Origin of the sequence: Candidatus Vicinibacter affinis (assembly GCA_016714365.1) — a bacterium.
Classification (GTDB): Bacteria; Bacteroidota; Bacteroidia; order Chitinophagales; family Saprospiraceae; genus Vicinibacter; species Vicinibacter affinis.
In genome coordinates, this window is sequence record JADJNH010000005.1 from 2,292,552 (window position 1) to 2,318,411 (window position 25,860).

Sequence of the window (25,860 nt, forward strand, 5' to 3'; positions counted from 1 at the left end):
CCTGAAAGGGCGAAATATCTATTCCCAAACATACTTCTCATCATATTCTACATGATACTTTTTCAAAAACGCACGGTATTCATCCTGGAATGTTTTTTTGCTATGATGTTCATGCTGATTTGCGATATACGCAATTACCGTTTCTATTTCAGATGGATTTACTGAAAAAGCCCCATACCCATCTTGCCAGTAAAAGTTCTTGTATCCTTCTCCTTTTGTTTTTATCCATTTAGATGAATGTGATTTTAATTCTTCTAGCAATGTCATTAGAGCTATCTTTTTCGATAGCATACAGAGGACATGAATATGGTCGGTGTAGCCACCCACTTTTATTACCTGGCATTGGAGTTTATTACAAATACCGCCGAGGTAGCTGTGTAGTTCTGCCTCTACGGGCGGGTGTATCAGCGGCTCGCGGTGTTTGGTGCTGAATACGATGTGTATATAGTTTTTTACGAGTGTTTGCCCCATAGTATTACGCCCCTTCGGGGCTTTTTGTGGTAATCTTTTTCTTTGTTGCGATGGGCGTTACCGCCTCGCTATCATATACCGCCCCTTCAGGGCTTTTTGTGGTAATCTTTTTCTTTGTTGCGAGGGGCGTTACCGCCTCGCTATCATATACCGCCCCTTCAGGACTTCGCAATTCTCCATTAAAGGCTTTTTGCAAAACCGATTTCTTAAGTTCTTCTAGATCATCAATTTTATTTTGATATACTTTTTCAAGTTTTTTTGTTACTATATGGAACTCTTTTATTTTAATAACAACTTCTTTTTGTTCGGTCATTTTAGGTAATGGAATTGATAAACTTCTGAAAAAACCTAAACTCAAATTTGCTCGTGCGTTGTTTACTTCGTTATCGTGTAAATGTTGTTTGGTGAAAGGCGAATTTAATAAGTACATTAGATATTCATTGAACAAAAATTCCTGATTGCATCTTATTAAACAAACAGCTTGGTTGATATTTGCAATATCGTCTAGATCAAATATTGCAGTTCTTCCAATAGAAGCACCAACGATATTGGTTAATACATCACCGTTCTTTAAGATTGATTTTTTGTCAGAGATATTAAATTTTTCTTCAACATACTTTCGTTGTTCAATAAGTAAAGTGTTTTCTCCAACATTTTCGCTTGTGATAAACAAAACTCCTGGCTCATCAACATAATTTATACCTTGCCATTTCGGTGATGAACCTTTTGAAATTAAAACGCAAATTTCTTCCAGCCTTTTTTCTTCCCAGTTCCCATTCTCAAACACCCCTTGCAAATAACTTTCAAAAAGTTCCTTAGCGTTTTTGAGATTTTGTTCCGCATTGGCTTTTGCCTTGGCTATGGCGGCAAAGGCTTCATCTAATATGGCTACGATGCGTTGTTGCTCGGGGAGGGGAGGGAGGAGGATTTCTAAATCTTTAATAAAAGGCAGTTTTACCCCTTGCACTGTAGCACCAGTACCTTCTTCAATAATTAAATTTGAAATACTTTTAAACCACCGAAACAAATATCCAACTGATATTATCAATTTATTTTTAGGAACAATCCCTCTTAAATCTTGATTTATGGCAGTATCATTTTCAATTAAGCACACTTTACCAAGACCAACTCTTGTAGCGATTATTACATTTCCTTTAGGGATAATATTAGTTGAACTTTTTTTAACAGCATCTGCAGTGATTTTATGTTCAGTATCTTTTATGAAATCTCCTTTCATATCTCTTACTGTTGCCCAATGAATATTACCATTATAAAATTTACTATTTGATTTTGATGGAGTTCCTCCACCAATTACATCACAAACTTCTCCTAACTTTTTTATTTCCCAACCTTGTTTCATATCAGTTCCAAAATTGAGTTTAAAATATCCGCACTTTCTTCGTCCAAGGCTTTCATTTCTTCTAAAATTTCCTGCGGTGTGCGCAAAGCGGTTTCTTCTTTTTTGTGAGGGTTTTTGGCACTAAGGTCAAAGGTGGTTTGGTCAATGTCTTTTACGGCAATGCTCCAGGAGTTTTCGCTGTCGGCTTTTGTTTTTTGGAGTTCTACAAATTCAGCCAAATCTTTTTCGTTCAGGGCATTGGTCTTTCCTAAGTTTCTGTCCAGGTTAAGTTGGTAAAACCAGACTTTTTTGGTGGAGGAGCCTTTTTCAAAAAACAAGACTACGGTTTTTACGCCCGCACCGGTAAAGGTGCCCCCCGGCAAATCCAATACAGTGTGCAAATTGCAGCTTTCCAAAAGCAACTTCCTCAAACTCACAGAAGCATTGTCGGTATTGCTCAAAAAGGTGTTTTTAATGACCACACCGGCTTTGCCACCTGCCTTGAGGATTTTGATAAAGTGCTGCAAAAAGAGAGAAGCAGTTTCGCCCGTTTTGATGGGAAAGTTTTGCTGTACTTCGGCCCTTTCTTTACCTCCAAAAGGAGGATTGGCCAGGACTACGTCGTAGCGGTCTTTTTCCTGTATGTCGGCGATGTTTTCAGAAAGGGTGTTGGTATGTATGATGTTGGGAGCTTCCACACCGTGCAAAATCATGTTCATGGTTCCAATGATGTAAGCCAATGATTTTTTCTCCTTACCGTAAAAGGTTTTTTTCTGCAAGGTGGTTACGTCAGCAGTACTTAGTTTTTTACTGTGCTTCAAATACTCAAACGCTTCCACCAGGAAGCCCGCAGAACCGACCGCACCATCATATATCTTTTGTCCTATTTCCGGGGCGACGACTTTTACAATGGTTTTAATCAAAGGTCGTGGCGTGTAGTATTCTCCACCGTTACGACCCGCGTTACCCATATTTTTAATCTTGTCCTCGTACAGGTGGCTCATTTCGTGTTTTTCGGCATGGGTGCGGAAACGCAATTCGTCGATGCGGTTGATGACTTCGCGCAAATTGTAGCCACTTTGTATCCGGTTTTTCAGTTCGCTGAAAATCTCACCGATTTTATACTCTATGGTGTCGGCACTTTCCGCATCTGTTTTAAACTTCTTGAGGTAGGGAAATAGTTTTAAGTCCACATAATCTTTCAGGTCGTCGCCTGTCAGGGCTTTGTGGTGGTCGAGCTTGCCGTCTTTGTCCTTGGGAGCGGCCCAAACGGTCCACTGAAATTCCGGGGCAAGAATGTTGGTGTAAGTCTTGCCGCTCAGTTCCGCCGCGGTGGCCTTATCCTTCTCCAGGTCGTCCAGATATTTGAGGAACAAGATCCAGGAAGTCTGCTCTACATAGTCCAGTTCGCTGCCACAACCTGCGTCCTTGTGCAGGATGTCGTCTATATTCTTAAAGGTTTGTTCGAACATAATTTATTTCTGTTGTCATCCATTTGTAAAGTTAATAATCTGGTCGGGTGTAGTGGTAAATTTAGCTGATTTGATTTTGCAAAGGGTTGTTTCCTATTTTTGGGAATAATGTACGAAAAATATCCAAAAGGGCCCAAAAATCATCTGCAGAAGTAAAGTTAATAAAATTGGAATGGATTAAAAAAGTCCTCATTTAACAATATGTCTTTCCCATTATATGTCTATGAAAAAGACCCAAGCGGGGTCAGCTTCACCGTAATAAGGGGGGCAGATTGTTACGGAATCGACACGCTTGTGCGAAATTGCAAATGTGACACCAATAGCGTTGGCTCAATATTTTAATTGTTTTAAAAATTCTTTCAATGTTATGGTCGTTATACCTAAACCCTTTGCTTTTATCTGTAAACCATTGTCTGATGTAAGCATAATTGGGTTTTCTTTTTTGTATTTTAATGCAACTGATAATATAAAATTGTCAGGTGATTTTTTGTTAAAGTCATTTGGAAGTAATGTCAAATCTGCTGTGTCCATTTTAATTCCACGTTTATCTATACTCTCATTAATTTGTCTCAATGCCTTTTGGACATTTTTCTTTTGTTCCTCTGTCAATGAAATTTTCAAATAGTCCAATTCGTCAATGACTTTTGCAGATAAAATGACTTGATACATTTTGTCTATTTTTGAAATAATGTCGGGATAATCAACAAAGACATTTGTGTCAATGATGTAAATATTTAACTTGTCCTTATTAATTTCCTTTTTCGGTTTTTCAAATTTTGAAAGGTCTATTTTGCCAAGAACTTTTAAACCTGGTTTGGTTTCAGATTCATTTTTTTTCGGCTCTGGTTCTTGGCTTCCTGGATTTTGTTTCTCAACTGTTTCCTGCTGTTTAACTTCGCTAATGTTGGCTATGGCTGAATTGTCAAATTTAATGTAAAATGAAAATTCCTCATTCAATCGTTGAAGATAGCTTTTAACTTCATTGTCAATCTGCGAACGTGTCAATACACCTTTGTCTGTGATAATAAGTGTATGTCGTTTAGAACGACTTGTCGCAACATTAAAAAGTCGGTTTTCTAAAGAACGATGATAACTTGAATTAGGAACAACAAAAATTGTTACGTCATTTGTCAATCCTTGAACTCTTGATACTGTTTCAATCAATAAATTCTTATGATAACCGACAGTTTGAAAAATTACTTTTTGTAATGCTTTGGTTGTCTCTACAAAGTATGTTAATACAGAAATATGCAATTTTTCATTTGTTTCCAATAAGTGTTTAACTATTTCAGTTGCAAGTTTAAGTGCATTTATTGGTTTAAACTCACCAGCTTTTAAATCCGTTTTTATTAAAGTTGGACCACCTTTAGGATTAAATAATTTGCCATAATCGGAATCCATTTCTAAATAGGAAAGTCGAATATCTTTCTTTGCTCTTGAATTTAAACTGTTCTTATAAAAAGCACCAGTATAATTTGCTGCTCTGTCAGTTAAACGATGTGTTTTGGTAAGTTGAAATATAGGTAATGATCCAGTTTCTGATAAAGCTTTTAAACCGTCAACTAATGCGCCGTAATTTTTACGGCTTACTTTATCATCACTTAAAGCAACAACAGGTGGTAATTGTCTTGTGTCGCCAATCCAAATATTTTTCTTTCCTAAAAGCTTTGCTCCGCCAAACATAGCAAGCAACGCCTGACTCGCTTCGTCCACTATAACATAGTCAAACGGTGGTTCAATAAAAGATTTTGCAGCTTTTCCACTTGTAATGAAAAATGTTGATAGAATTAGATTGTAAGGTTGTGGGCTAACTTCTTTTGTTTGTTGTAAATCTTTGACCCCTTTTGCTTCGTCAACAGAAAGTTTCGTTTTAAAAATCCGATGTTCTTCCAAAAGTCCTTTCAATGCTGTTTTTTCAACTATTTCAATTAATGCTCTATTTGTTAATGCTGTTACTAAAACAGAGTTACCCTCATTACAAAGTCGTTCGCAAATTTCAGCTATTAAATATGTTTTGCCTGTCCCTGGTGGACCTTGAATAATCAAGCTGTCTTGCAAAGTCAATTGAGATAAAACAAAATCAGCAATGTTGCTTTTATTGTCAAGAAGAGAAGGTGTCCAATCTGAACCTTGAAAATCTTGGTCAAGAATTTTATTTACAGATTCATTGTTTTGATTTTGGACAATGCTTTGAAGATTGGCAATGTATTCAAATGGTGGTTTTTTCGGGCCTAAAAGAACTATCATTCCTTTGGCTTCTTGTATATTAATTGCAAACTCAATTTCAACACCTCTGAATTTCGCAATGCTGAAATCTTTTTCAATTTTGCCGTCTTTGTCTTTTGATGGTGATTGCCAAATACAAACAACCTCAGAATAATTTGTCTTTGCTTTTAATAAATCTCCATAAGTCTTGTTTCCCCATTCTCTATAATTTCTTAAATCCTTTGGAACTGTAAAACAGTAAAGATATTCTTCTTGTCTTGGTATTCCTCTGGTATTTGGGAATTTCAAAATCATTTCTCCGTCTTCAAACGTAAGAAATTGAGCAACAAAAAGTTCTTCACGTTCTTGCAACAGAAAAAGAGCAGAAGTATCTAACTTCTGCTTATAGGCTTCGGTTTGTGCCCGAAGTTCTTCTTCTAAAAACCGAATATGTTCTTCTCTGCTGTAAATCATTATAGCAATAAGTTTTTATCGTCAGTTGATAACTCAGTTGAACTAGGGTTTCGCTCGCTCAAACCAAATTGTCGCAGGTAATCTGTTGAGCTTTCAGGAGTTTCAAAAATAAAGTGTGTGTAGGGTAGATACTGAAAGAATTTAACAAATTCCTTTAAATTGGCCAAAGCGAAAGATTGAGTGTTTAATCGCATATGGAAAGTATCATTAATAGATTCAATATCGGAAAGGGTTACGTTTCTAACTACGTCACCTCTGGTTACTACAAATAATTGAGAGTCTGGTTCTGTCAATGTCAACCATTCATTAGGGTTAAAATATATCTTACCTGCTTTGGCACTCTTTATGATAATCTTAATCGGATTGCCATTAGGGCTAAGAATACCATCTACAATGGTATATTTGATTTTAAGGTTTTCAGAAAATCTAAATCCTTTTTCCTTGAGTGTTTGGAAAATTATTTCCTTGGCATCTTCACTTACCGAAATTCTTGATTTCTCACTTGAGTTATCTATGAGTGATAGCGAAATTGCAATGTCATCTTCCGAACCGACTGGATATAAAACACCAGAAACAGGTAATATCGCTTCGGTTGGTGTTTTTAAAATGTCTGCAATGTTCGGATTGGTTAAAAGGGCTTTCAACTTATCCTTTATCTCTTTAGGCAACAAACCTGTTTCGCCAAATATTTCATCAAATATCTCTGCTTTTTCAAGATTTTCTGCAATTTCGTCATCATCTATTAGTCTGTGTTTTCGTTCATAGAGTTTTGTAAATATTTGCTCTGCTAAATATTTGTTCTTGTTGAACCATAGGAACAGTTTGCGGAATAATTCTCGAATTGCATCATCTCTTTCAATGCTTCCAAGTTTTAGTTCAATCAGTACTGTAATTTTATCGGCAATGGCTTTAATTTCAACAACTTGTTTTTCTGGAAGTACAGGAAAAATTTCTTTTGCCAATAGTTCATTGCGAAAATCATAACCCAACAGTTTGCTTATATCTTTTAAATCTTCTGCGACTTCTTCGGTATTATCTGTCTGTAAAATGTCTTTATATTTAAAATCTCCGTTTTGATTTGGCAGTATTGGTGCGGTTTTTAGATTTAATAAGTTTTCGTATTGGTTCTTTTCCAAGAAAGTTATTAACTCATCAAGCCACTTTAGAGTTTCTGAAATAATTTGAAAACTAAATTTTGTTTTTAAAGTTTCAACATTGTTACAGGAACCAATAGTAGTAACGATTCTTTTTGTGATTAACTTGTCTGATACCACCCAAATGCTCGGATTATCAATAGGAACAGATTTTATTTCACCAATTTCATTTGGGAACAATCTTTTAGAAAAAGTATAAATACTACTTCTTATTTTATTCTCAGATTTTGGAAACAAACAAGCTAATTGAATGCAAGCCTTGTTGATGTTTGAATTTTCGCCTTCATTCAAAATTCGGTTGATTTCTATGATTATAGAATCTTGGTCTTTTGAATTGAAAATAATACCTGTAAAATCATTTATACTTTGATGTAATAAAAAGTTTTTCCAATCGTTTCCGATTGTAATCATTACAGATTTCAGATTTTCCTCAATACCGTCATCTTTTAAAAGTTTTGATTTTACTTGGAACAATCCATTTTGGTTAGGTAGTACTTTTAATTTGTCTTGGTTAAGTTGTGCCAATAAAGTTTCATCATCATTAACCAATGCAATCACTTCATTTAACCAATCAATTGTACCGGATTCTGTTTTTCCAAGAGAAGTTGATAGCCGACTTATATTTTGTTTGGTCTCTATCCATTTAACTATTTTTTCTACTGTTAGCTCATATTCTTTTTTCCAAATAATTTCATACCACTTATGAATATGTTCTTGGTTTGGAAGTATAAAATAATCTCCAATATTGCATAATATCCAAAGTTTTTCTCTGATTTCTTTTTTAACTGAACTTGGGAAATCAACTGTTCCTTTTCCCGTTATAGCTCTGCGACCGTATCTAACCGTATCAACAATATATTTTGTAAGTAAGGTTTCTCTTGTTGGCTTAATATATGTTTCTTCATACCAAGAAGTATTTACCCAATCTTTTTCTTTTGGTTTTCTTATGTCTGCAAGGTTGTAAAGATTTTTCCATTCGAACTTGCTTTGAACATAGTTGATAAAAATATTGTAAAGTCTAAACGCTTCATTGAAAACTGCTACATTTTTCTGTGTGTCCTCATCTGTACCGCCTGTAAGACTTATTCCGTCTCGTGGCTCTGTTGGCTCAAAGAATGGGCTGTTTATTACAAAAGGAATATGTAGTTCTTCTGTTCCAATTAAAGGAAAATCTAAAAACACTTTTGGAACTTCCTTTTCAACTGACAATAGAAGAATTTCATTTTCAACTATTTGAATTGGAAAAATTATTTTTGTTTCATTGCACCCAACCGACACATAATACTTGGATAGTTGTTCTTTCTGGATATTTAGTTCATAAAAAATAATCTCAGTTTCTTCAAATTGTATTGAATTGATTTTTGAAAGTTTAAAATCAAATATCGTATTGACACCATTGTATTTTATAGACTTAATATTGGGATGATTTATTAAGGAATAAGCAGCCGTGTTTTTAAGTTCCTCAACAGCAATTTTGGCTAACTCAAGTCCTACATTATTTAGATGGTAAATAAATTCAGATTTAAATTCGTTTACATTCGGGGAAATTGTTGAAGAATTTGAAACGCTTGTTTCAACCGAAGTGAACGCCTTTTCTATTCCGTTAATTAATTCTGGAACATTATGGCCCGTGCGGTCAAGAATTAGAGTAAAGGGCTTGAAAGTTTCATTATTTTCTTGGAATACAGCTTTTATTTCAACCAATTCCGAGAGTAAGTGTGTTGTCATAAAACCTGTTCCAAAACGACCTGTTGTCGCAGGTGCTTCTTCTGAATTGGTTTCGTTTCGGTCTTTGTCGCTTGAAGAATAGCGTCTGATTAAACCTCTTACATTTTCATTTTTAAAGTAGCCTTTGTTATGAGAAAAAATGAATTTGTCATTGGTTAAATTTAGTTCAATTGAAAGATTCTTGTCTCCGTTTGAATTACAAACAGCAACATTGTCTTTAGCATTTTGGATAAGTTCCCAAATCAATCTTCTTGCAATAAACTCTTTGTTTATGCCTTGTCGAATTGGTCTAAGTTTTTCAAATATATCAAGTGCTGATTTTCTGTTTAAATCTTGCGTATCGAATTTTCCGAATATTTCACTCATATTTCTTATTTCTTTCTAATTAAGTATTGGCCAAAGTGCGATTGGGGCAAAAACAGTTGTGCTGCACTTGGTTGGCAATGAGCGTAGGGTTGCTGCTCTTTTGATTTTGCTGAAGCATTGGCATTCTATCTTTCATTTTTTTGTTCGCTTATTTTCGGTCGTGTCGTCTTTTAGGGTGAGGCATAACGTTTTGGGTGTTTTCCATTGTGGGGTATTTTAGCACTCAAATTTGTTCGGAAAACTGAACTCTTGCCTTTATCAAATTTATCTTTGAATCATATAACCCCTGCAATCGAAAATTCCTTGCTATGTGCAGTTTTTCCTTTCATTGAATTACATATTGGATCTCTATTTCGCTCTTGAAAAAGTTGTCAAACATTTTGTTACCCAAATTAAATACAATTAAATTTTTCCTTGCCCTTGTCAATGCAGTGTAAATAATTTCAGCATTTGTAAATGCACTTTCTTCATCTTCTTCATTTTCAATGAACAAAAACAGAGTGTCAATCTCCCAACCTTTGAAACTATGTACTGTTGATAGTTTTACCGTTCCTGTTTTCATCCAAAAATGGTTCTTCTTGATTTTTCTTATGTCCTCTAACTTGTCACGCATTGCTTTGTTGATGTGGAATTTTATATCTCCTTCAGCAACACCTTTTTCAATGAGTTTTTTTGTTTCATCCTTTTTTATTGTATCGAATTCCTCTTGGCTTTCAAAAGTCGTTGTAGTCTTTTCATTTTTTACGGTGCGTATTGAAAAATCTATTGCTCGTAAAATCTCAACTTTTGAACATAAAATACCTGCATCTGAAGAATGAATTTTATTCTTCTCTAATACAGAATAAACTGCCTCAAATAATTTTTGGGTAGTAAATTTGTTGAATGAATGATACTCAATAGTTCTTGTTTCAAAGTCAATTTGCGACATTATTTTAATGTCGTCCAACTCGTAGATTTTGTCAAAGAATTTCTGTTGAAATTTAATTGCAATGTTGGCAATTGCTCCAGTAAATCTGAAAGATTTATCTAGTGATTTGTTCCATACGCCTGGGATGTTTCTTACAACTAATTTTCTATGATAAATATCTTGTTTGTCATCACCAAAAACAATCCACTCAGTGTCATCGTGCATAAAATATGTAGCAACAATATCAAGCCACTCTTGCTCGTAATCTTGAATTTCATCTATAAGAACTACATCAAATGTATGAATTTTATTTTTCACATCTTCAAAAAAAGATGTGTCATACCAAGCATTTAACCCGTTAATTTCAAGGTTGTAATTATTTGCTTGGGTTTTAATAAATTGATGATAGTTAGTGATATAGAAACTATTCCAATAAAACTCTTCTCTAACATCACTAATTCTATCGTGAATATAATTTTTAAGTGCAAGGTTGAAAGTCAAAATTAAAACTTTGCTTTTTGTTCTAATATGGGCGTTGACAGCACGCTTTGCTAAAACCAATGTCTTCCCACTTCCTGCAACGCCTCTTATTTTTCTTCTTGGTCTTATTTCGCTTCTAATTAATTCTTGTTGCTCTTTTGTATAGTTAATTTCTATTCCTTCTTCTGTTTGATGGACAGGAGCTTTCAAGTAACGGTAAAAACTGTTGTACAGAGTATCGTCAAAATATTTTGATTTTCTGTTTAAATAAAACTTACTGAACAGTTTGTCTAATTTATCTTTGTTAAGCGAATTGTTTCCAAGTAATCCGAAGTAGCTTACAAATTCTCGGTATTTAGAATTGTTTTTTTCTTTTGTGTCAATCTGAAAATCTGATAACAGAAATTTGTTAAGGTGTTGTTCTGTAGTATTATGAAAATAGACAGCACACTTTACAGTTGCCCAATGATCTTTGTTCTTGACGTTTTTTAGAAATAACTCTTCAATGTGAAGTTTGAATAAATTGTCTTTATAGTTTTCTACTTGGTTAAGTGGTGATTTTATAAACGTATCATCTTTAACTAACCGCCATCTTGTTTTCTCGTCAACATAATAATGCTGTAAATTCCAATCTTTAACTTCTATGAGTAGCAAACCGCTTTCTTTTCGCATAATTGCAAAGTCGGGGTTGTCTCCATTGAGAAAAGGTTGAAAATATATTTCGTAAGTGTTGTCCAAATTTTCCAACAAAAAATTAAGCAAAGTCCACTCACCTTCAGTTGGTTGAACTTTCTGTCGTTTGATTACTTCAAGTGTTGGACTTAGAAGGGCCATAAAGTTTTAATTAAGTATTACTTTATAATTTGAGTCTAAAAATTGCAAATAGCTTTCTATTAATCAATTTATCATTTCTCATTGCTATATGACCTTGATATTAATGTCGAAATTTTATTTCTTATAATTTTCATCTGAGGTGGATAAAAAAGTGTGAACAGGAAAATCAATGTTGTTAATACTTCTGGCGTTAAGTTGAGAGTAAATTCTATAAGATTGCTTGTTTTGAAAATCATCAATTACAAGGATGCGAACTAAGTCCTCCAGATTTACAAATTGAAATAATGAATTATTTTTATTCAGCCTATACAGGTCAGTACTTTTGCGGGCATCAAGACAATTCTGACTGCTCGAAGTAGTATATTGGGTTAAAGGCATTAGTCTTATTTTAGGCTTTAGGGTTTCAGGACATTTGGCTATTTTTTAAAATTCAGAACGTTTTGGTGGTCGTATAGCAATAATTCGGGCTAAAATATAATTTATTTATGAAATTTCCAAATTATTTGAGAGATTTTATTTTTAGGATAGTAGTTCTAATTTATCCGCTATATGGATCTTTAGAATTTTCAAATATAACGGAGGGACGTATATCATTTTGTTTTCATTATCTGAAAATGCAGAATTCTATTTGTGGATCACACAGCCCCCTCATTTTTATAATATAACCAAAATTCTTAATGTATATTGATTTGAATTAATTATTTAAACATATCTTTGTATGTTTAATTTAATCATCCGCTACCATGAAGCAGTTTTTATACTCCCTGATACTCCTGGCTTGCCTCGCAGGCCCCGTGAACGCTCAGTTATTTGAACTCAAGCAAGGGCTCAGTGCCAAAAAGACTTTAATAGACTACAATACCCTGAGAGACAAGGATGCCGCCGCATTGAAGGATATGGGCGATGGCTTCGAACTGGCTTACCTCCGTAGATTTTCTAAGAATTTTGTGCTGTCAGCTCCATTGGGCCTGGGCAGATACGTGGACTCACTGGGCGATGGGGGAGGATCTCCCTTGTTTTCGGTGGGGGTGTTGGGACAATACCATTTTTTTAAAAGCAGTTGGTGGGTGAATCCCTTCCTGACAGGAGGTTTGAACAGTCTCTTTCCCATGGGGCGTTCCTTCGGCATCGAGATTCCGCTGGGTTTGGGGCTGAATGTTAAATTGCATCCGCAGGTTTTCCTGCAGGTACAGTCCGACTATAGACTGGGCATCATCGACTGGGAAGATCACCTTCAGCATACATTCGGGCTGGTGTATTTCCTGGGCAACAAGAAAGCCGACAAACCGGTGATGGAAATGATCAAGACGGATTCGGATGGCGATGGCATCGCCGATGAACTTGATCTCTGTCCTTCCATTGCAGGATTGGCCAAGTTCTATGGCTGCCCTGATACAGATGGCGATGGCATAGAAGACAGCAAAGATAAATGCCCGGATACAGCCGGCGTAGCAGCGCTGGACGGTTGCCCGGATGCGGATGGTGACGGGGTTTCTGACAACGACGATGAATGTCCCAATGTGAAAGGGCTGATCGAAAATAAAGGCTGTCCCGAGAAAGACGGCGACGGCGATGGCATACCCGACAAGGAAGACCATTGCCCGGATAAAGCCGGTCTTGCGAGCCTCTACGGCTGCCCTGACAGCGATGGCGATGGAGTTTCCGATAAAGACGACCGTTGTCCGGATATTCCGGGGCTGAAGACCAAAGGTGGATGCCCGGAAACTAAAAAAGATTCTGACAAAGACGGCATTGAAGACGACATGGACGAATGTCCTTTTGCAGCCGGACTGATGCAGTTTAAAGGTTGTCCGGATACGGACGGCGACGGTATTCAGGACAAAGTGGACGATTGTCCTACGATGGCAGGACCACGATCCAACAAAGGCTGCCCATTGATCGAAAAAAAGGACCTCGAAGTACTGGACTTCGCCATGAGGGCAATACAGTTTGACTTAGGTCGCGCTACATTAAAAGAAGAGTCCTTTTCCATTCTGGATAAAATTGCCAAAATCCTGAAAAAATATCCTGACTACAACCTCGCCATAGGCGGACATACCGACAATTCAGGCAGCCCGGGATTCAACCTGGAGCTCTCTGAAAAACGGGCCAAAGTGTGCTACGAGTACCTGGTTTCCAAAGGTTTGGATCAGAACAGGTTGTCCTATACCGGGTACGGTATTACCAAGCCGATCGCAGACAACAAGACAGAAACGGGCAGATTCCTGAACCGCAGAACAGAATTTAATTTGGTGCCTAAATAAGCACACCGGAGATGCATACAAGACATAAAAAGGAGTCCAATTCGTTGGATTCCTTTTTTTTATGTACTTACGGCTTATCTTTGCGCAAAATTTATAATCTTAGCTTAATTTATGGCAAATACATCAGATATCAGAAATGGAATGTGCATGGATTACAACAATGACATTTTCGTGATTGTGGAATTCCAGCATGTCAAACCCGGAAAAGGAAATGCCTTCGTACGTACCAGATTGAAAAGTATGACCTCCGGAAAGGTCATCGAGAATACTTTCGTGGCAGGACACACCATCAACGAAGTGAGGGTAGAAAGAAGAAAAGTTCAGTATCTTTACAAAGACGATATGGGCTATAATTTTATGAATTCAGAGACCTTCGAACAAGAGTCTTTGAGTGACAAGCTAATAGACAATGGCGAATTCCTTAAAGAAGGAATGGAGATCGAGGTGTTGTACCATGCAGAGAAAAACACCCCACTGTTAGCCGAACTTCCTGCACATCTGGTGGTAGAGGTAACTTACACCGAACCCGGTGTAAAAGGCAATACCGCCACCAATGCCATGAAAATGGCCACTATCGAGACCGGTGCTGAGATTAAAGTACCCTTGTTCATTGAGCAGGGCGAAAAAATTAAAGTGGATACCCGTACGAGAGAGTATATCGAACGAGTCAAATAAAAACTAAAACAATGAACTTTAAAGAAATTCAAGAATTAATCCGCCTGGTAAGCAAATCTGATTTGGCAGAATTCAAGGTGAAGGATGGTGAGTTTGAGCTTTCTATAAAGACCCAAAAGGCTTTAAAAATGCCTGAGATGCAGGCCATCAGCTACCAACCTTCCTATACCATGCAGCCGACCCAGCATCAGGCCGCTCCTGCACCAAAAGCCCTGGAAGCAGCTGCCGCTCCGGCCGGCGCTCCTGAATCCGGTAAAAAACAAATCGAAATAAAATCTCCGATGGTGGGTACTTTCTATCGTTCCGGCGGACCGGACAAACCACCTTTTGTTAAAGTAGGCGACAAGATAGATTCCGGTAAAACGGTCTGCATCATTGAAGCCATGAAACTTTTCAACGAAATTGAATCGGAAGTAAAAGGAACCATCGTAAAAGTCTGCGTGGAGGATGCTTCACCGGTTGAATACGATCAGGTTCTATTCATTCTAGAGCCCTAATTTTTTAATCAGCATTTGACAGCATGTTTCAAAAAATATTGATTGCCAACAGAGGCGAAATTGCCTTGAGGATTATTAGGACCTGTAAAGAAATGGGCATCAAAACGGTGGCGATTTATTCGACCGCCGATCGCGAAAGCCTGCATGTGAGATTTGCTGACGAAGCGGTCTGCATAGGACCTCCAGCTTCCTCTCAATCTTACCTCAACATTCCCAAGATCATGGCAGCCGTTGAAATTACCAACGCAGATGCGGTGCATCCCGGATATGGTTTTTTGGCGGAGAATGCTGAATTTGCAGAGATCTGCACACAGTACGGTGTAAAATTTATTGGGCCCACACCGGATCAGATCCGTAGAATGGGGGACAAAATCACCGCCAAGGATACCATGATCAAATGTGGGGTACCGGTTGTACCTGGTTCCGAAGGATTACTGAAAGACATCAAACAAGGCAAGAAGGTAGCTCTTGAGATCGGATACCCTGTAATCCTGAAGGCTACTGCCGGAGGGGGTGGTAAGGGGATGCGCATCGTCTGGAAAGAAGAAGAATTTGAACATGCCTGGAATACCGCCCGTCAGGAGGCCAAAGCGGCCTTTACCAATGACGGTATATACATGGAAAAATACGTGGAAGAACCACGACACATTGAATTTCAAATCGTAGGGGATCAGTTTGGAAAAGTAGTTCATCTCTCAGAAAGGGATTGCTCCATCCAGCGACGTCATCAAAAGTTGGTTGAAGAAAGTCCTTCTCCGTTTATGACGCCTGAATTAAGGGAGAAAATGGGGGACGCCGCCATCCTTGCCGGAAAAGCCATCAACTACGAAGGAGTAGGTACGGTAGAGTTTCTCGTTGACAAATACCGCAACTTTTACTTCATGGAGATGAATACCCGAATTCAGGTAGAGCATCCTGTGACGGAAGAGGTCATCGACCATGACCTGATCAAAGAACAAATCAAAGTGGCTGCCGGAATTCCAATTTCCGGTAAAAATTACATTCCGAATCTGCATGCCATCGAGGTGAGAATAAACGCAGAAGACCCTTACAATGATTTTAGGCCTTGTCCGGGTAAAATTACCACGCTCCACACTTCCAAGGGCCATGGGGTCCGCGTAGATACGCATGTGTATTCCGGTTACACCGTTCCGCCATATTACGATTCCATGATCGCCAAACTCATCTGCAAGGCGCAGACCCGCGAGGAGTGCATTACCAAAATGGAGCGCGCACTGGATGAATTCATTCTGGAAGGCATCAAGACGACCATCCCTTTTCACAAGCAATTGATGAGGAATGAGTCTTTCCGTTCAGGGGATTTCAACACGGGATTCCTGAATACTTTTGTGCTGGAACCTGAAAAGCCGACCAAATAAGTCAATACATTTAAAGCACTTTTGCTCGATTCATAAGTTTGAAAGATTTTTTTAATTTCATCAGCCAGGTAAGCAAGTACAAAGGCTTGGTCATCCTGCATTTTGTCTGTTATCTGCTGACGGCCATCTTTACGGTGGCGTCCATTCCGGCCATTATTCCGCTGTTCGAAATGTTGTTCCAACAAGGGCTGGTAGTGCCTGAACCTCCTGTGAATGCAAGTGGCGCCGGCGGACTGGTCAGCCAACTCAAATACGATTTTGCAAGCTGGCTGTCCACCAAGGACAAATCTCAGGCGGTCTTCATCGTCTGCATTTGCATTGGCTCTGTTTTTTTTCTGAAAAATTTATTCCGATACCTGGCCATCTATTTTATGACGCCTGTCCGGGCAGCCATGGTGAAAGATACCCGCAGCCGCTTATTTGCAAAACTGATGGATCTCCCGATGTCTTTTTTTTCTGAAGAAAGAAAAGGGGATCTCATCGCCAGAATGACCGCCGACGTACACGAAGTGGAATGGACTCTATTGGCCACTTTTGAGTCCTGGGTAAAAGATCCTCTGATCATCCTGGGAAGCATCGCCTTCATGCTCTACACCAGTCCGAGTCTCACTTTATTTGTGTTGATACTGTTGATGGCAACTGCCTTCATCATCGGGGGCATTTCAAGGACGCTCAAGAAGAAATCACTGAATGCTCAGGAAGAATTTGGAGACCTGATTTCCTTGCAGGAAGAAAGCCTCGGTGGGCTAAGAGTCATCAAAGTGTTTGCAGCAGAATCCTATGTAAAGTCCCGTTTCGACGCCATTCTGGAGAAGTACAAAAATCTCCTGATCAACATCAACAGACGCAGGGAAATGGCTCCACCTTTGTCGGAGTTTTTGGGAATTGTGATCGTTTGTTTGCTGCTGTCTTATGGTGCATCACTCGTTTTTTCCAATCAAATTGCAGCTTCTACTTTTCTGGCGTTTTTATATGCTTTTTTTAATGTGATCGAACCGTCCAAAATGTTGTCTGCCTCTTATTTCAATGTGCAGAAAGGAGTGGCCGCCCTCAACCGGATTAATGAAATTCTGAACCTCGACATTAAAATTAAAAATGACGACCAGGCCATCACCAAAAAGAGCTTCGAATCCATCATAGAATTTGACAATGTTTCTTTTGTATATCCCAATGACCCTAAAGAAGTCCTGTCCGGAATCAATTTAAAAATACACAAGGGACAGACCATCGCGCTGGTAGGGGCAAGTGGTTCGGGTAAGTCCACCATGGTAGATTTGCTGGCAAGGTTTCACGATGTCAGCAGCGGTAGCATCCGCATAGACGGAGTGGACATTCGCAAGATTGAGGTAGAGGATTTGCGAAGACTGATGGGCATGGTGACCCAGGAACCTATCTTGTTCAACGATTCCATCAAAAACAATGTGGAGTTTGGTCAAATGGGGAACTCTGATGAACGGATTTGGGAAGTTTTAAAATTGGCGAATGCGGCCGATTTTGTATCAGAGTCTTCCAAAGGTTTGGAGTACAACATTGGTGACCGTGGCGTCAAACTCAGCGGTGGCCAACGCCAGCGACTCACCATCGCCAGAGCAGTACTCAGAAATCCGGAGATCCTCATCCTCGATGAAGCCACCTCAGCACTTGATTCTGCTTCAGAAACACTGATCCAGGCAGCCCTCGAAGAATTGCTTAAAAAACACACCGCCATCGTCATCGCGCACCGCTTGTCCACCATCCGAAATGCGGATCTCATCGTAGTACTGAAGGAAGGAAGGATCGTGGAGACCGGTACGCACGAAGAATTAATTAAATTTAATGGGGAATACAGTAACTTTGTGTCCTTGCAATCACTCCTCTAAACTTTACATACATGCGATTTATTTCATCCCTTGCATTGTCCATTTGCCTCTTTACGGCGGCCTCTGCACAGATCATCATCACCAACAAAGTGGTTCCTGTTTTGGGAGATTCCTTTGCTTATGCAGTAGATACCACAGTTTCCGGATTTTCTTTGGGTTTGCCGGCCGGAGATCAGGAATGGGATATGAGTTTTCTTAAAAACCAGACCAGAAGATCTGAAGTGTTTCGCGATCCTGCGCTCAGTCAGGCAAAAGCCAGTTTTCCAACTGCCAATGCCATGGTGCGCACCAATACCAGAGAAACCTTTTATCGTCTGAGTGCCAACAAAGTGGAGGAGCTTGGTTTCGCCAACAGGGCAGGAGGCCCAATTCCGGGATTTAATCAACCGACTGTCTATTCAAAACCGGTTACGGTTTTCAATACGCCTACTACTTTTGGAAGCAACCTTTCTTCAAAGACCGATGTGACGATTCCATTTCCGGCCAGCTTTGTGCCGGACAGTTTGCTGAGCCAGATTCCGGGGCCTATCAAACCGGATTCCTTCAGAATACGATTGACTACACAAGTTGACCGGCTTTCTGACGCCTGGGGAAAAGTAAAATTACCATTAAAATCCTGGGATGTAATCCGTGAAAAAGTAACCACCAACACCACTTTTGCCATCGACGCGCGTCTGGGGTTATTGGGATGGCAGGACATTACCGCTTTTGCAGGTGCTTTTTTAGGAGGTTTGATACCAAGTGGAATCAACATATCTTATGCATTCAGAAGTAATGAGTCTAAGGGGTTGATCGCACTCGTAAATACGGATACTTCCGGCAATGTCACCAACATACAATACAAACCGAATACCATTGAGGTTGCCAGCAGAGATCTTACAGCTGTCGCAGAACAATTCGAACTTAAAAATACCATCGTCCAGGACAAAATTCAAATCCATTGCACCAATGCAGTGTCGGGCAACTGGCAACTGAATGTGTACAGCAATGATGGAAAGAACTTATTCAACCAGTCTGTTGACGTACAGGAAGGTAAAGTTTTGGACATTGATCTGAAGAACCTGCCTCAGGGAAGTTTTCAGCTGTTGCTGGTAAAGCCCGGCACCAATAATTTTTGGCGAAGTACATTTACGAAAAGGTAGCCCGCTTACATTTTGATCCAGGTAAATTTTTTGAGGATTCAGTAGAAATAAAACATTTTTAATAGGTGGATTAAATAGATTCCAATACCTCATAAAGTGATCGAATAAGAAATTCAGCCCGGCCTTTTTCATTTTAGCTAAAACTGATTTAAAAAGCGTTCAAAACAAAATACTGTTTGAGCTCGCATGCAGATTTATCATTATACAGTTATCGAATGAGAAATTGAGATCGGCCTTTTTCATTTTAGCTAAAACTGAATTAAAAAGCGTAAAGAACAAAATACTGTTTGAGCTCGTATACAGATAAGCTAACAGATATATGACAGTAAGGCCTGGAGCCTTTATTGGAGCTTAAGGTGACTGACCGATTTCCGCAATGCGGAATGAAGCACGACAGTGCTTCAAGGGAAGGAACCGCGAAAGCGGCTAATGAGGAAATTAGAGAATTAGAGAATTTGAAAATTAGCTAATTAGCTAATGGATGACTGACCGATTTCCGCAATGCGGAATGAAGCACGACAATGCTTCAAGGGAATGAACCCTGCCTGACTGCGTCGGCAGGCAGGCGCGAAAGCGGCATGAGGAAATACTTGTATTTAACGAAACAGCGAAAGCTGAATTTCTTTGACTTGGAATAGAAATTCTAATGCATAGTATGGGTTTATCAAGTTTATAACAGCGGCTCCGCTCTCAATCCTTTAAAGTAACTTGCGAGACGTAAAGCAGTGTTTACAAAAACCGTTTTTTGTTATGGTGCTCGCAGCCCCTTATCAAGTTTGGTAGTGTTCTTTGAATGACAATCCATTTTGGTGGTTCGCCTTTGGCGAAACCCCGTTTAAGAGCTTATACGATAATTACTCAGAACCTTAACACTGCTTTCGTTTTATTCACTTTAAAATTTTAAGAAAATGAAAGAAAAAAAAACAAAAGCATTTCCGATTATTTATCCTAACGCGGCAGGTATAGATATATCAAGCAAAGAACATTATGTAGCAGTTAATCCTGAATCCACTGAAAAACCAATAAGAGCCTTTGGCGCCTTTACTGAAGACTTACACGCCCTAGTTGTGTTTTTTAAAAGAATGCAAAGTAGATACAGTTGCTATGGAGGCTACTGGTATTTACTGGGTAAGTTTATTTTTAGTATTAGAAGATGCGGGTTTTGATGTTGTATTAGTTACAGCTAAACATGTAAAAAATGTAAGAGGAAAGAAAACAGATGTTAGCGATGCTGATTGGATACGTCAATTACACAGTTGCGGATTATTATCTGCAAGTTTTCAACCCGATAAGTTTACTCGTAAATTAAGAGCATATATGCGTCATCGAAAAATTTAATTGAAATGTCAGCTACACATATTCGCATGATGCATAAAGCTTTAGAACAAATGAATATTAAAATACAACATGTTATTGCGGATATTACAGGTAAATCTGGACAAGAGATCATAAAATCCATCATAGCTGGTGAACGAAACGCAGAGATATTAGCATCTTGTTGCGATAGTAGAATTAGAGCCCATAAAAAAGAGGGTATTATAAAATCCTTAACGGGGGTTTGGAAAGAAGAACACGTTTTTGAACTAGAGCAAAGTTATTCAATATATCAATTCTATCATGCTTAAGCTAAAGGAATGCGATGCTAAAATAGAAGAGCATCTTCGTGAAAAATCCGGAGTAGATACATTTGTGGAGCCCCAAAAAAAAGAAAAGAGTAATAAAAATAATTTGAATTTTAACGGAAAGGAAATGTTGTACGAACTAACGGGGACGGATTTAGCAGAAATTTTTGGGATTACGGAAACAAATGCTATAGAAATTATAAGCGAAGTCGGATTAGATATGAGTAAATGGCCAACGGTAAAACACTTTACATCATGGTTAAACTTAGCGCCGAATAATAAAATATCAGGAGGGAAAGTATTAAGTAGCCGGATTCCAAAAAGAAAAACCACGCAGGTCAAATATTTAGAATGGCGGCGTTTGCCATACAGCGTAGCAAAAATTGGTTAGCGATGTTTTATAATCGTATAAAAGCAAAAAATGGGGCGCCAAAAGCAATTGTTGCGACTGCAAGAAAAATTGCGGCTATTTTTTATAAAATGGTAAAAGAAAGGGTTAAATTTAACCCAATACCAATCGAAAAATATATGGATGGGTTTAAAGAAAATCAAATTAAGAAGTTAAAACGACAAGCTAAAAACCTTGGTTTACAGATAGTTGAAATGTAGTTACTTAAGAGACAAAAAAGAGCAATGATCACATATTGGGATTACTTAAGATCATTTTGTAAAATTTTTCATCGCGATGATATAAAATTAGACTTGCTTAGCATATCTTTACATATTATTAGATAAGCCAATATGATAATATGAATAACCTTGTAAGTCAACGTTTTATTCAATGTTATCAAGATTTGATCGATACCCATCAAATCCGTTCAGCCAGACAGTTTGCCGTTGCCCTCGATTCTTACGCCCAGACCTTCAATGAAATCCTCAAATTAAGAAGAGATGTAAGCCTCGAACTGGTACAGAAAGCAGTGGAAGTATTTCATTTCAACCCTCATTTTTTATTTTCGGGAAATGGCCCAAAATTTCTCAAAGTAGATGCTTCAGAAGATCTCTCCATACTCACCATCGTAGCAGACAGTAAAGACCGGGAACAAATAGTACACGTACCCATGGTGGCGCAGGCTGGGTATACCGGACGTTTTGCCGATCCTGTTTACATTCATGAATTGCCATGCTATTCCTTACCGGATTTTAAATTCAAAACGGACGGCACCATGCGTTCCTTTGAAGTGAGCGGCGAAAGCATGGAGCCTACACTCAATCAGGGGGATCTTATTATCTGCGGATACATCCATCCTTTCCATTGGGAAAAACAAATCCGCGATCAGAAATTATATGTCTTCGTAACCGACGCAGATGTCGTGGTCAAACGGCCAACCAATCTACTGCGATCTGAACGTAAATTATTACTGCATTCCGACAACACAAGTTTTAATTCCTACGCCGTCGAAGCAGATAAAATCAAGGAAGTCTGGCAGGTAAAAGCCAAAATAAGCACACAGCTGGATCCACCATCCAATAAATCTCAGGGTCTTGAATTAGTGGTAGACCAGCTTAAAAACATGATCCTCCAGCAAAATCAGGTGCTGGAAGAAATTCTCGAAAAAGTGGAAGCTGACCCGGTCCAATAATTGTTTTATCCTCATAAATTTTTCAATTACGAATATCTTCGTACATTCGCCGATAAATTAATTTTATGCAAAAAATATTCACATTTTTATTTTGTTTGAGCAGTCTGATTATGCTCCGCGCACAGGAGAGCAGATTGTTGAGATTTCCCACCATCTACGGTGACAACGTATGTTTTACCTACGCAGGTAATTTATACACCTGCAGTGCCAACGGAGGCACCGCCAGAAGATTGACAGATCATGAAGGCGTGGAAATATTTTCCAAATATTCTCCGGACGGATCCAAAATCGCTTACACAGCACAGTATGACGGAAATTCTGAAGTGTATGTAATGCCGGCAGGTGGAGGAGTTCCACAAAGGGTCACCTACACCGCCACCTTGAACAGAGATGATGTGTCTGACCGCATGGGTCCTAACAACATCTGCATGGGCTGGAAAGACAAAGAAACCATTGTATATCGCTCCAGATGGAGAGATTTCAATGATTGGAAAGGACAACTCTACACCGCCAACATCAATGGTTCCATGCCGGAGCAATTGCCATTTCCACACGGTGGTTTTTGCAGTTATTCTCCGGATAAAAAGAAAATCGCATTCAACCGAGTGTTTAGAGAATTCAGAACCTGGAAACGATACAAAGGTGGCCAGGCAGATGAGATCTGGATCTATGATTTTGCTTCCAAACAAACCACTAAAATTACAGACAACGATGCACAGGACATCATCCCGATGTGGACCGGTAATAAAGTTTATTACGTGTCTGATCGCGACAAAAGAATGAACATTTTTGTTTACGATTTTACAACCCTGCAAACCAAAAAGCTGACCGATTTTAAAGACTTTGATGTGAAGTTTCCTTCACTGGGAGACAAAGCCATCGTCTTTGAAAATGGTGGCTACATTTATAAATTGAATCTGAGTAATGATAAAGTGGAAAAAATCAGCATCCAGATCAATGAAGATTTTTCCATGGGCAGAAATAAAATCGTTTCTGCAAAAGACAATATTTTTGGTTGGGATCTTTCCTCTGATGGAAATCGCGCTTGTTTCTCTGCAAGAGGTGACATCTTCACCGTCCCTGCAAAAAATGGGGCCATCAAAAATCTTACTTCCAGTTCAAATGCACACGAAAGAGATTTGGCCTGGTCTCCTGATGGAAAATACATCGGTTACATCAGCGATGCCACCGGAGAAGATGAAATCTACATCATTCCATCCAATGGGGTAGGCGCACCGGAACAATTGACCCAAAAAGGTAAGAACTATAAATACGGAATGTCCTGGTCTCCTGATGGTACCAAAATCGCCTACAGTGACCGAAATCAGAAATTGTATTACGTGGACATCAAAACCAAAAAAGAAGTAGTCGTTGCCAGCTCAGATGTTTTTGAAATCAGAGATTACAACTGGTCCCCTGACAGCAAATTTTTGGCCTACACCAATCCGGTAAGAAAAGGAAATTCTGTCATCAATATTTATTCTTTAAGTGATAAATCAACGCATCCGGTTACGGAACCATGGTTTGATTCCTCCAATCCATGTTTCAGTTCGGACGGTAAATATTTGTATTTTGTTTCGCAGCGAACTTTTAGCCCTTCCTACAATAACCTTGAGTGGAATCATGCCTATTTTGATTTATCAAAAGTGTACATGGTTACCTTAAAGTCCACTACAAAAAATCCTTTCGCTCCTAAATCTGATGAAGTCGCCATCAGAGACTTGTCAAAAAAAGAGGATAAAAAGGATGATAAAAAAGACGACAAGAAAGCGGATAAGAATTCGGACAGCACCATGGTTTCCGGAATTGATTTTTTCGGAATAGAAAACAGAGTAATAGAAATACCGGGAGCGGGTGGAAATTATTTTGGCATCCAATCGGTAGATGATAAAATTTATTATTTCAAATCTTCTATGAGAGAAGCAAATAAATTGGTAGTCTATGATTTGAAAGCGCAGAAAGAAACAGAGATCAGCGATAAAGCAAGGTCATACACCATAAGTGCCGACAGTAAGAAAATGTTGCTTAATTCCGGAGGAAGTTATTACATCGTAGATCTTCCATCCGCTAAAGTTACGTTGGAAACACCCCTGAATCTAACGGATATGAAAACCATGGTGGACCGCAAAGCAGAATTCAAACAAATTTATTTTGAATGCTGGCGCCAGATGAGGGATTTCTTTTACGATCCCGGAATGCATGGAGTTAATTGGGAAAAATTGAGGGACCAATATGCTGAATTGTTGCCTTATGTCAATACGCGCATTGACTTGACCTACATCATCGGAGAATTGATCGGTGAATTGAATTGCGGTCATGCCTACGTAGGCGGAGGCGATTATGTAAAAGCGGATCGCATTCCCATGGGGCTACTTGGTGGAACAGTTACCAAAGATAAATCCGGCTATTTCCGAATTGATAAAATTTACAAAAGCCAAAACTGGGATAAGAATGTACGCGCTCCTTTGACAGAAATCGGAGTAGATGCAAAAGAAGGGGATTACATCACTGCAGTAGAAGGCGTTTCTACCAAAAATGTCAGCAACATTTATTCCATGTTGATAGGTACTGCGAATAAACAAATCACTTTAAAAATTAATTCAACCGCTTCTGAAACGGGAGCTCGTGAAGTAACCATCATACCCATCGCAGATGAACAAAAATTAATTTACTATACCTGGGTACAAAACAACATCGAAAAAGTAAACAAAGCGACCGGAGGTCGAGTAGGATATCTGCACATTCCCAACATGGGCCCGGAAGGTTTGAATGAATTTGCTAAATATTTCTACGCTCAACTGTACAAGGAAGGTTTAATCATCGACGATCGTGGCAATGGCGGGGGCAACGTGTCTCCTATGATCATTGAGCGATTGAAAAGAGAACCTGTACAGGTAACCAAAGCAAGAAACGCTGCACCGGTCTTCGAACCGGCTGATCAGGTCATAGGTCCTAAAGTTGCCTTGATCGATGAATATTCAGCAAGTGATGGTGACATTTTCGCCTACAGATTTCAAAAATCTAAACTTGGACCTGTAATCGGCAAGCGCTCGTGGGGTGGTGTCGTGGGAATCCGTGGTACACTTCCGATTGTCGACGGTGGTATATTGAACAGACCTGAATTCTCCAGATACGATGTTGATGGAAAACGTTGGGAAATCGAAGGACATGGGGTAGATCCGGACATCGTAGTAGACAACGATCCGGCAAAAGAGTTTATGGGTGAAGACCAGCAACTCAATGAAGCCATTCGCTACATCATGGATCAAATGAAAAATAAACAATTCAAAGAACCTACTCCACCACCATTTCCGGTGAAGTAATTTTGAATTTCCAAAATTTAAAACCTCAGACAAAGTTGTTTGTCTGAGGTTTTTTATGTTTGGTCGATATCTTGAATGCAAACAGA

19 protein-coding genes are annotated in these 25,860 nt (G+C 38.8%); 12 read left to right on the top strand and 7 right to left on the bottom strand.

The features are described 5' to 3' along the window. Positions 1-18: 18 nt before the first annotated feature. From tnpA to IPJ53_09095, 7 genes are all read right to left on the bottom strand, one after another. On the bottom strand, positions 19-471 hold the full coding sequence (gene tnpA, locus IPJ53_09065) for an IS200/IS605 family transposase (GenBank protein MBK7799250.1): 453 nt from the start codon (positions 469-471) through the stop codon (positions 19-21). A gap of 4 nt (positions 472-475) precedes the next feature. Beyond that, positions 476-1,831 (bottom strand): restriction endonuclease subunit S, encoded by a 1,356-nt coding sequence (locus IPJ53_09070; GenBank protein MBK7799251.1) that lies wholly within the window; start codon positions 1,829-1,831, stop codon positions 476-478. Continuing rightward, on the bottom strand, positions 1,828-3,282 hold the full coding sequence (locus IPJ53_09075) for an N-6 DNA methylase (GenBank protein ID MBK7799252.1): 1,455 nt from the start codon (positions 3,280-3,282) through the stop codon (positions 1,828-1,830). Before IPJ53_09075 ends, IPJ53_09070 begins: the two co-directional genes overlap by 4 nt. 330 nt (positions 3,283-3,612) lie before the next feature. After that, on the bottom strand, positions 3,613-5,328 hold the full coding sequence (locus IPJ53_09080; GenBank protein ID MBK7799253.1) for an AAA family ATPase: 1,716 nt from the start codon (positions 5,326-5,328) through the stop codon (positions 3,613-3,615). A 632-nt stretch (positions 5,329-5,960) separates the two neighbouring features. Continuing rightward, on the bottom strand, positions 5,961-9,209 hold the full coding sequence (locus tag IPJ53_09085; protein MBK7799254.1) for a hypothetical protein: 3,249 nt from the start codon (positions 9,207-9,209) through the stop codon (positions 5,961-5,963). Between the two features lie 325 nt (positions 9,210-9,534). Beyond that, entirely contained in the window at positions 9,535-11,430 is a 1,896-nt protein-coding gene (locus IPJ53_09090; GenBank protein MBK7799255.1) for an AAA family ATPase, read from the bottom strand. Between the two features lie 114 nt (positions 11,431-11,544). After that, positions 11,545-11,808 (bottom strand): hypothetical protein, encoded by a 264-nt coding sequence (locus IPJ53_09095; protein MBK7799256.1) that lies wholly within the window; start codon positions 11,806-11,808, stop codon positions 11,545-11,547. A gap of 365 nt (positions 11,809-12,173) precedes the next feature. Between IPJ53_09095 and IPJ53_09100 the strand changes: the two genes are divergently transcribed. The 12 genes from IPJ53_09100 (at position 12,174) to IPJ53_09155 (ending at position 25,774) form a co-directional block, all read left to right on the top strand. Continuing rightward, the gene (locus IPJ53_09100) at positions 12,174-13,694 is read left to right on the top strand and encodes an OmpA family protein (protein MBK7799257.1); all 1,521 of its coding nucleotides are present in this window, start codon (positions 12,174-12,176) and stop codon (positions 13,692-13,694) included. Between the two features lie 111 nt (positions 13,695-13,805). After that, positions 13,806-14,369, top strand: a complete 564-nt coding sequence (efp, locus tag IPJ53_09105) for an elongation factor P (GenBank protein ID MBK7799258.1) — start codon at positions 13,806-13,808, stop codon at positions 14,367-14,369. Between the two features lie 11 nt (positions 14,370-14,380). Next, positions 14,381-14,866 carry an acetyl-CoA carboxylase biotin carboxyl carrier protein gene (accB, locus tag IPJ53_09110; GenBank protein MBK7799259.1) on the top strand — a complete coding sequence of 162 codons (486 nt, stop codon included), beginning with the start codon at positions 14,381-14,383 and terminating at the stop codon, positions 14,864-14,866. A 23-nt stretch (positions 14,867-14,889) separates the two neighbouring features. Further along, positions 14,890-16,245, top strand: a complete 1,356-nt coding sequence (accC, locus tag IPJ53_09115) for an acetyl-CoA carboxylase biotin carboxylase subunit (GenBank protein MBK7799260.1) — start codon at positions 14,890-14,892, stop codon at positions 16,243-16,245. A 170-nt stretch (positions 16,246-16,415) separates the two neighbouring features. Further along, entirely contained in the window at positions 16,416-18,104 is a 1,689-nt protein-coding gene (locus IPJ53_09120; GenBank protein ID MBK7799261.1) for an ABC transporter ATP-binding protein, read from the top strand. An 11-nt stretch (positions 18,105-18,115) separates the two neighbouring features. Further along, positions 18,116-19,246: a hypothetical protein gene (locus tag IPJ53_09125; protein MBK7799262.1), complete on the top strand. Its 1,131-nt coding sequence runs from the start codon at positions 18,116-18,118 to the stop codon at positions 19,244-19,246. 1,104 nt (positions 19,247-20,350) lie between these two features. Next, positions 20,351-20,584: a transposase gene (locus IPJ53_09130; protein ID MBK7799263.1), complete on the top strand. Its 234-nt coding sequence runs from the start codon at positions 20,351-20,353 to the stop codon at positions 20,582-20,584. Between the two features lie 5 nt (positions 20,585-20,589). Beyond that, complete coding sequence (locus tag IPJ53_09135) at positions 20,590-20,871, top strand: hypothetical protein (protein MBK7799264.1); 282 nt, start codon at positions 20,590-20,592, stop codon at positions 20,869-20,871. Then, positions 20,864-21,259 carry an IS110 family transposase gene (locus tag IPJ53_09140; GenBank protein MBK7799265.1) on the top strand — a complete coding sequence of 132 codons (396 nt, stop codon included), beginning with the start codon at positions 20,864-20,866 and terminating at the stop codon, positions 21,257-21,259. Before IPJ53_09135 ends, IPJ53_09140 begins: the two co-directional genes overlap by 8 nt. Positions 21,260-21,261: 2 nt before the next feature. Next, on the top strand, positions 21,262-21,477 hold the full coding sequence (locus tag IPJ53_09145) for a hypothetical protein (protein MBK7799266.1): 216 nt from the start codon (positions 21,262-21,264) through the stop codon (positions 21,475-21,477). 140 nt (positions 21,478-21,617) lie between these two features. Then, a complete protein-coding gene (locus IPJ53_09150) occupies positions 21,618-22,451 on the top strand; it encodes a LexA family transcriptional regulator (GenBank protein MBK7799267.1) in 834 nt (277 codons plus the stop codon). Positions 22,452-22,516: 65 nt separating this feature from the next. Further along, positions 22,517-25,774, top strand: coding sequence for a PD40 domain-containing protein (locus tag IPJ53_09155; protein ID MBK7799268.1), 3,258 nt, complete (start codon positions 22,517-22,519; stop codon positions 25,772-25,774). Positions 25,775-25,860: the final 86 nt, after the last annotated feature.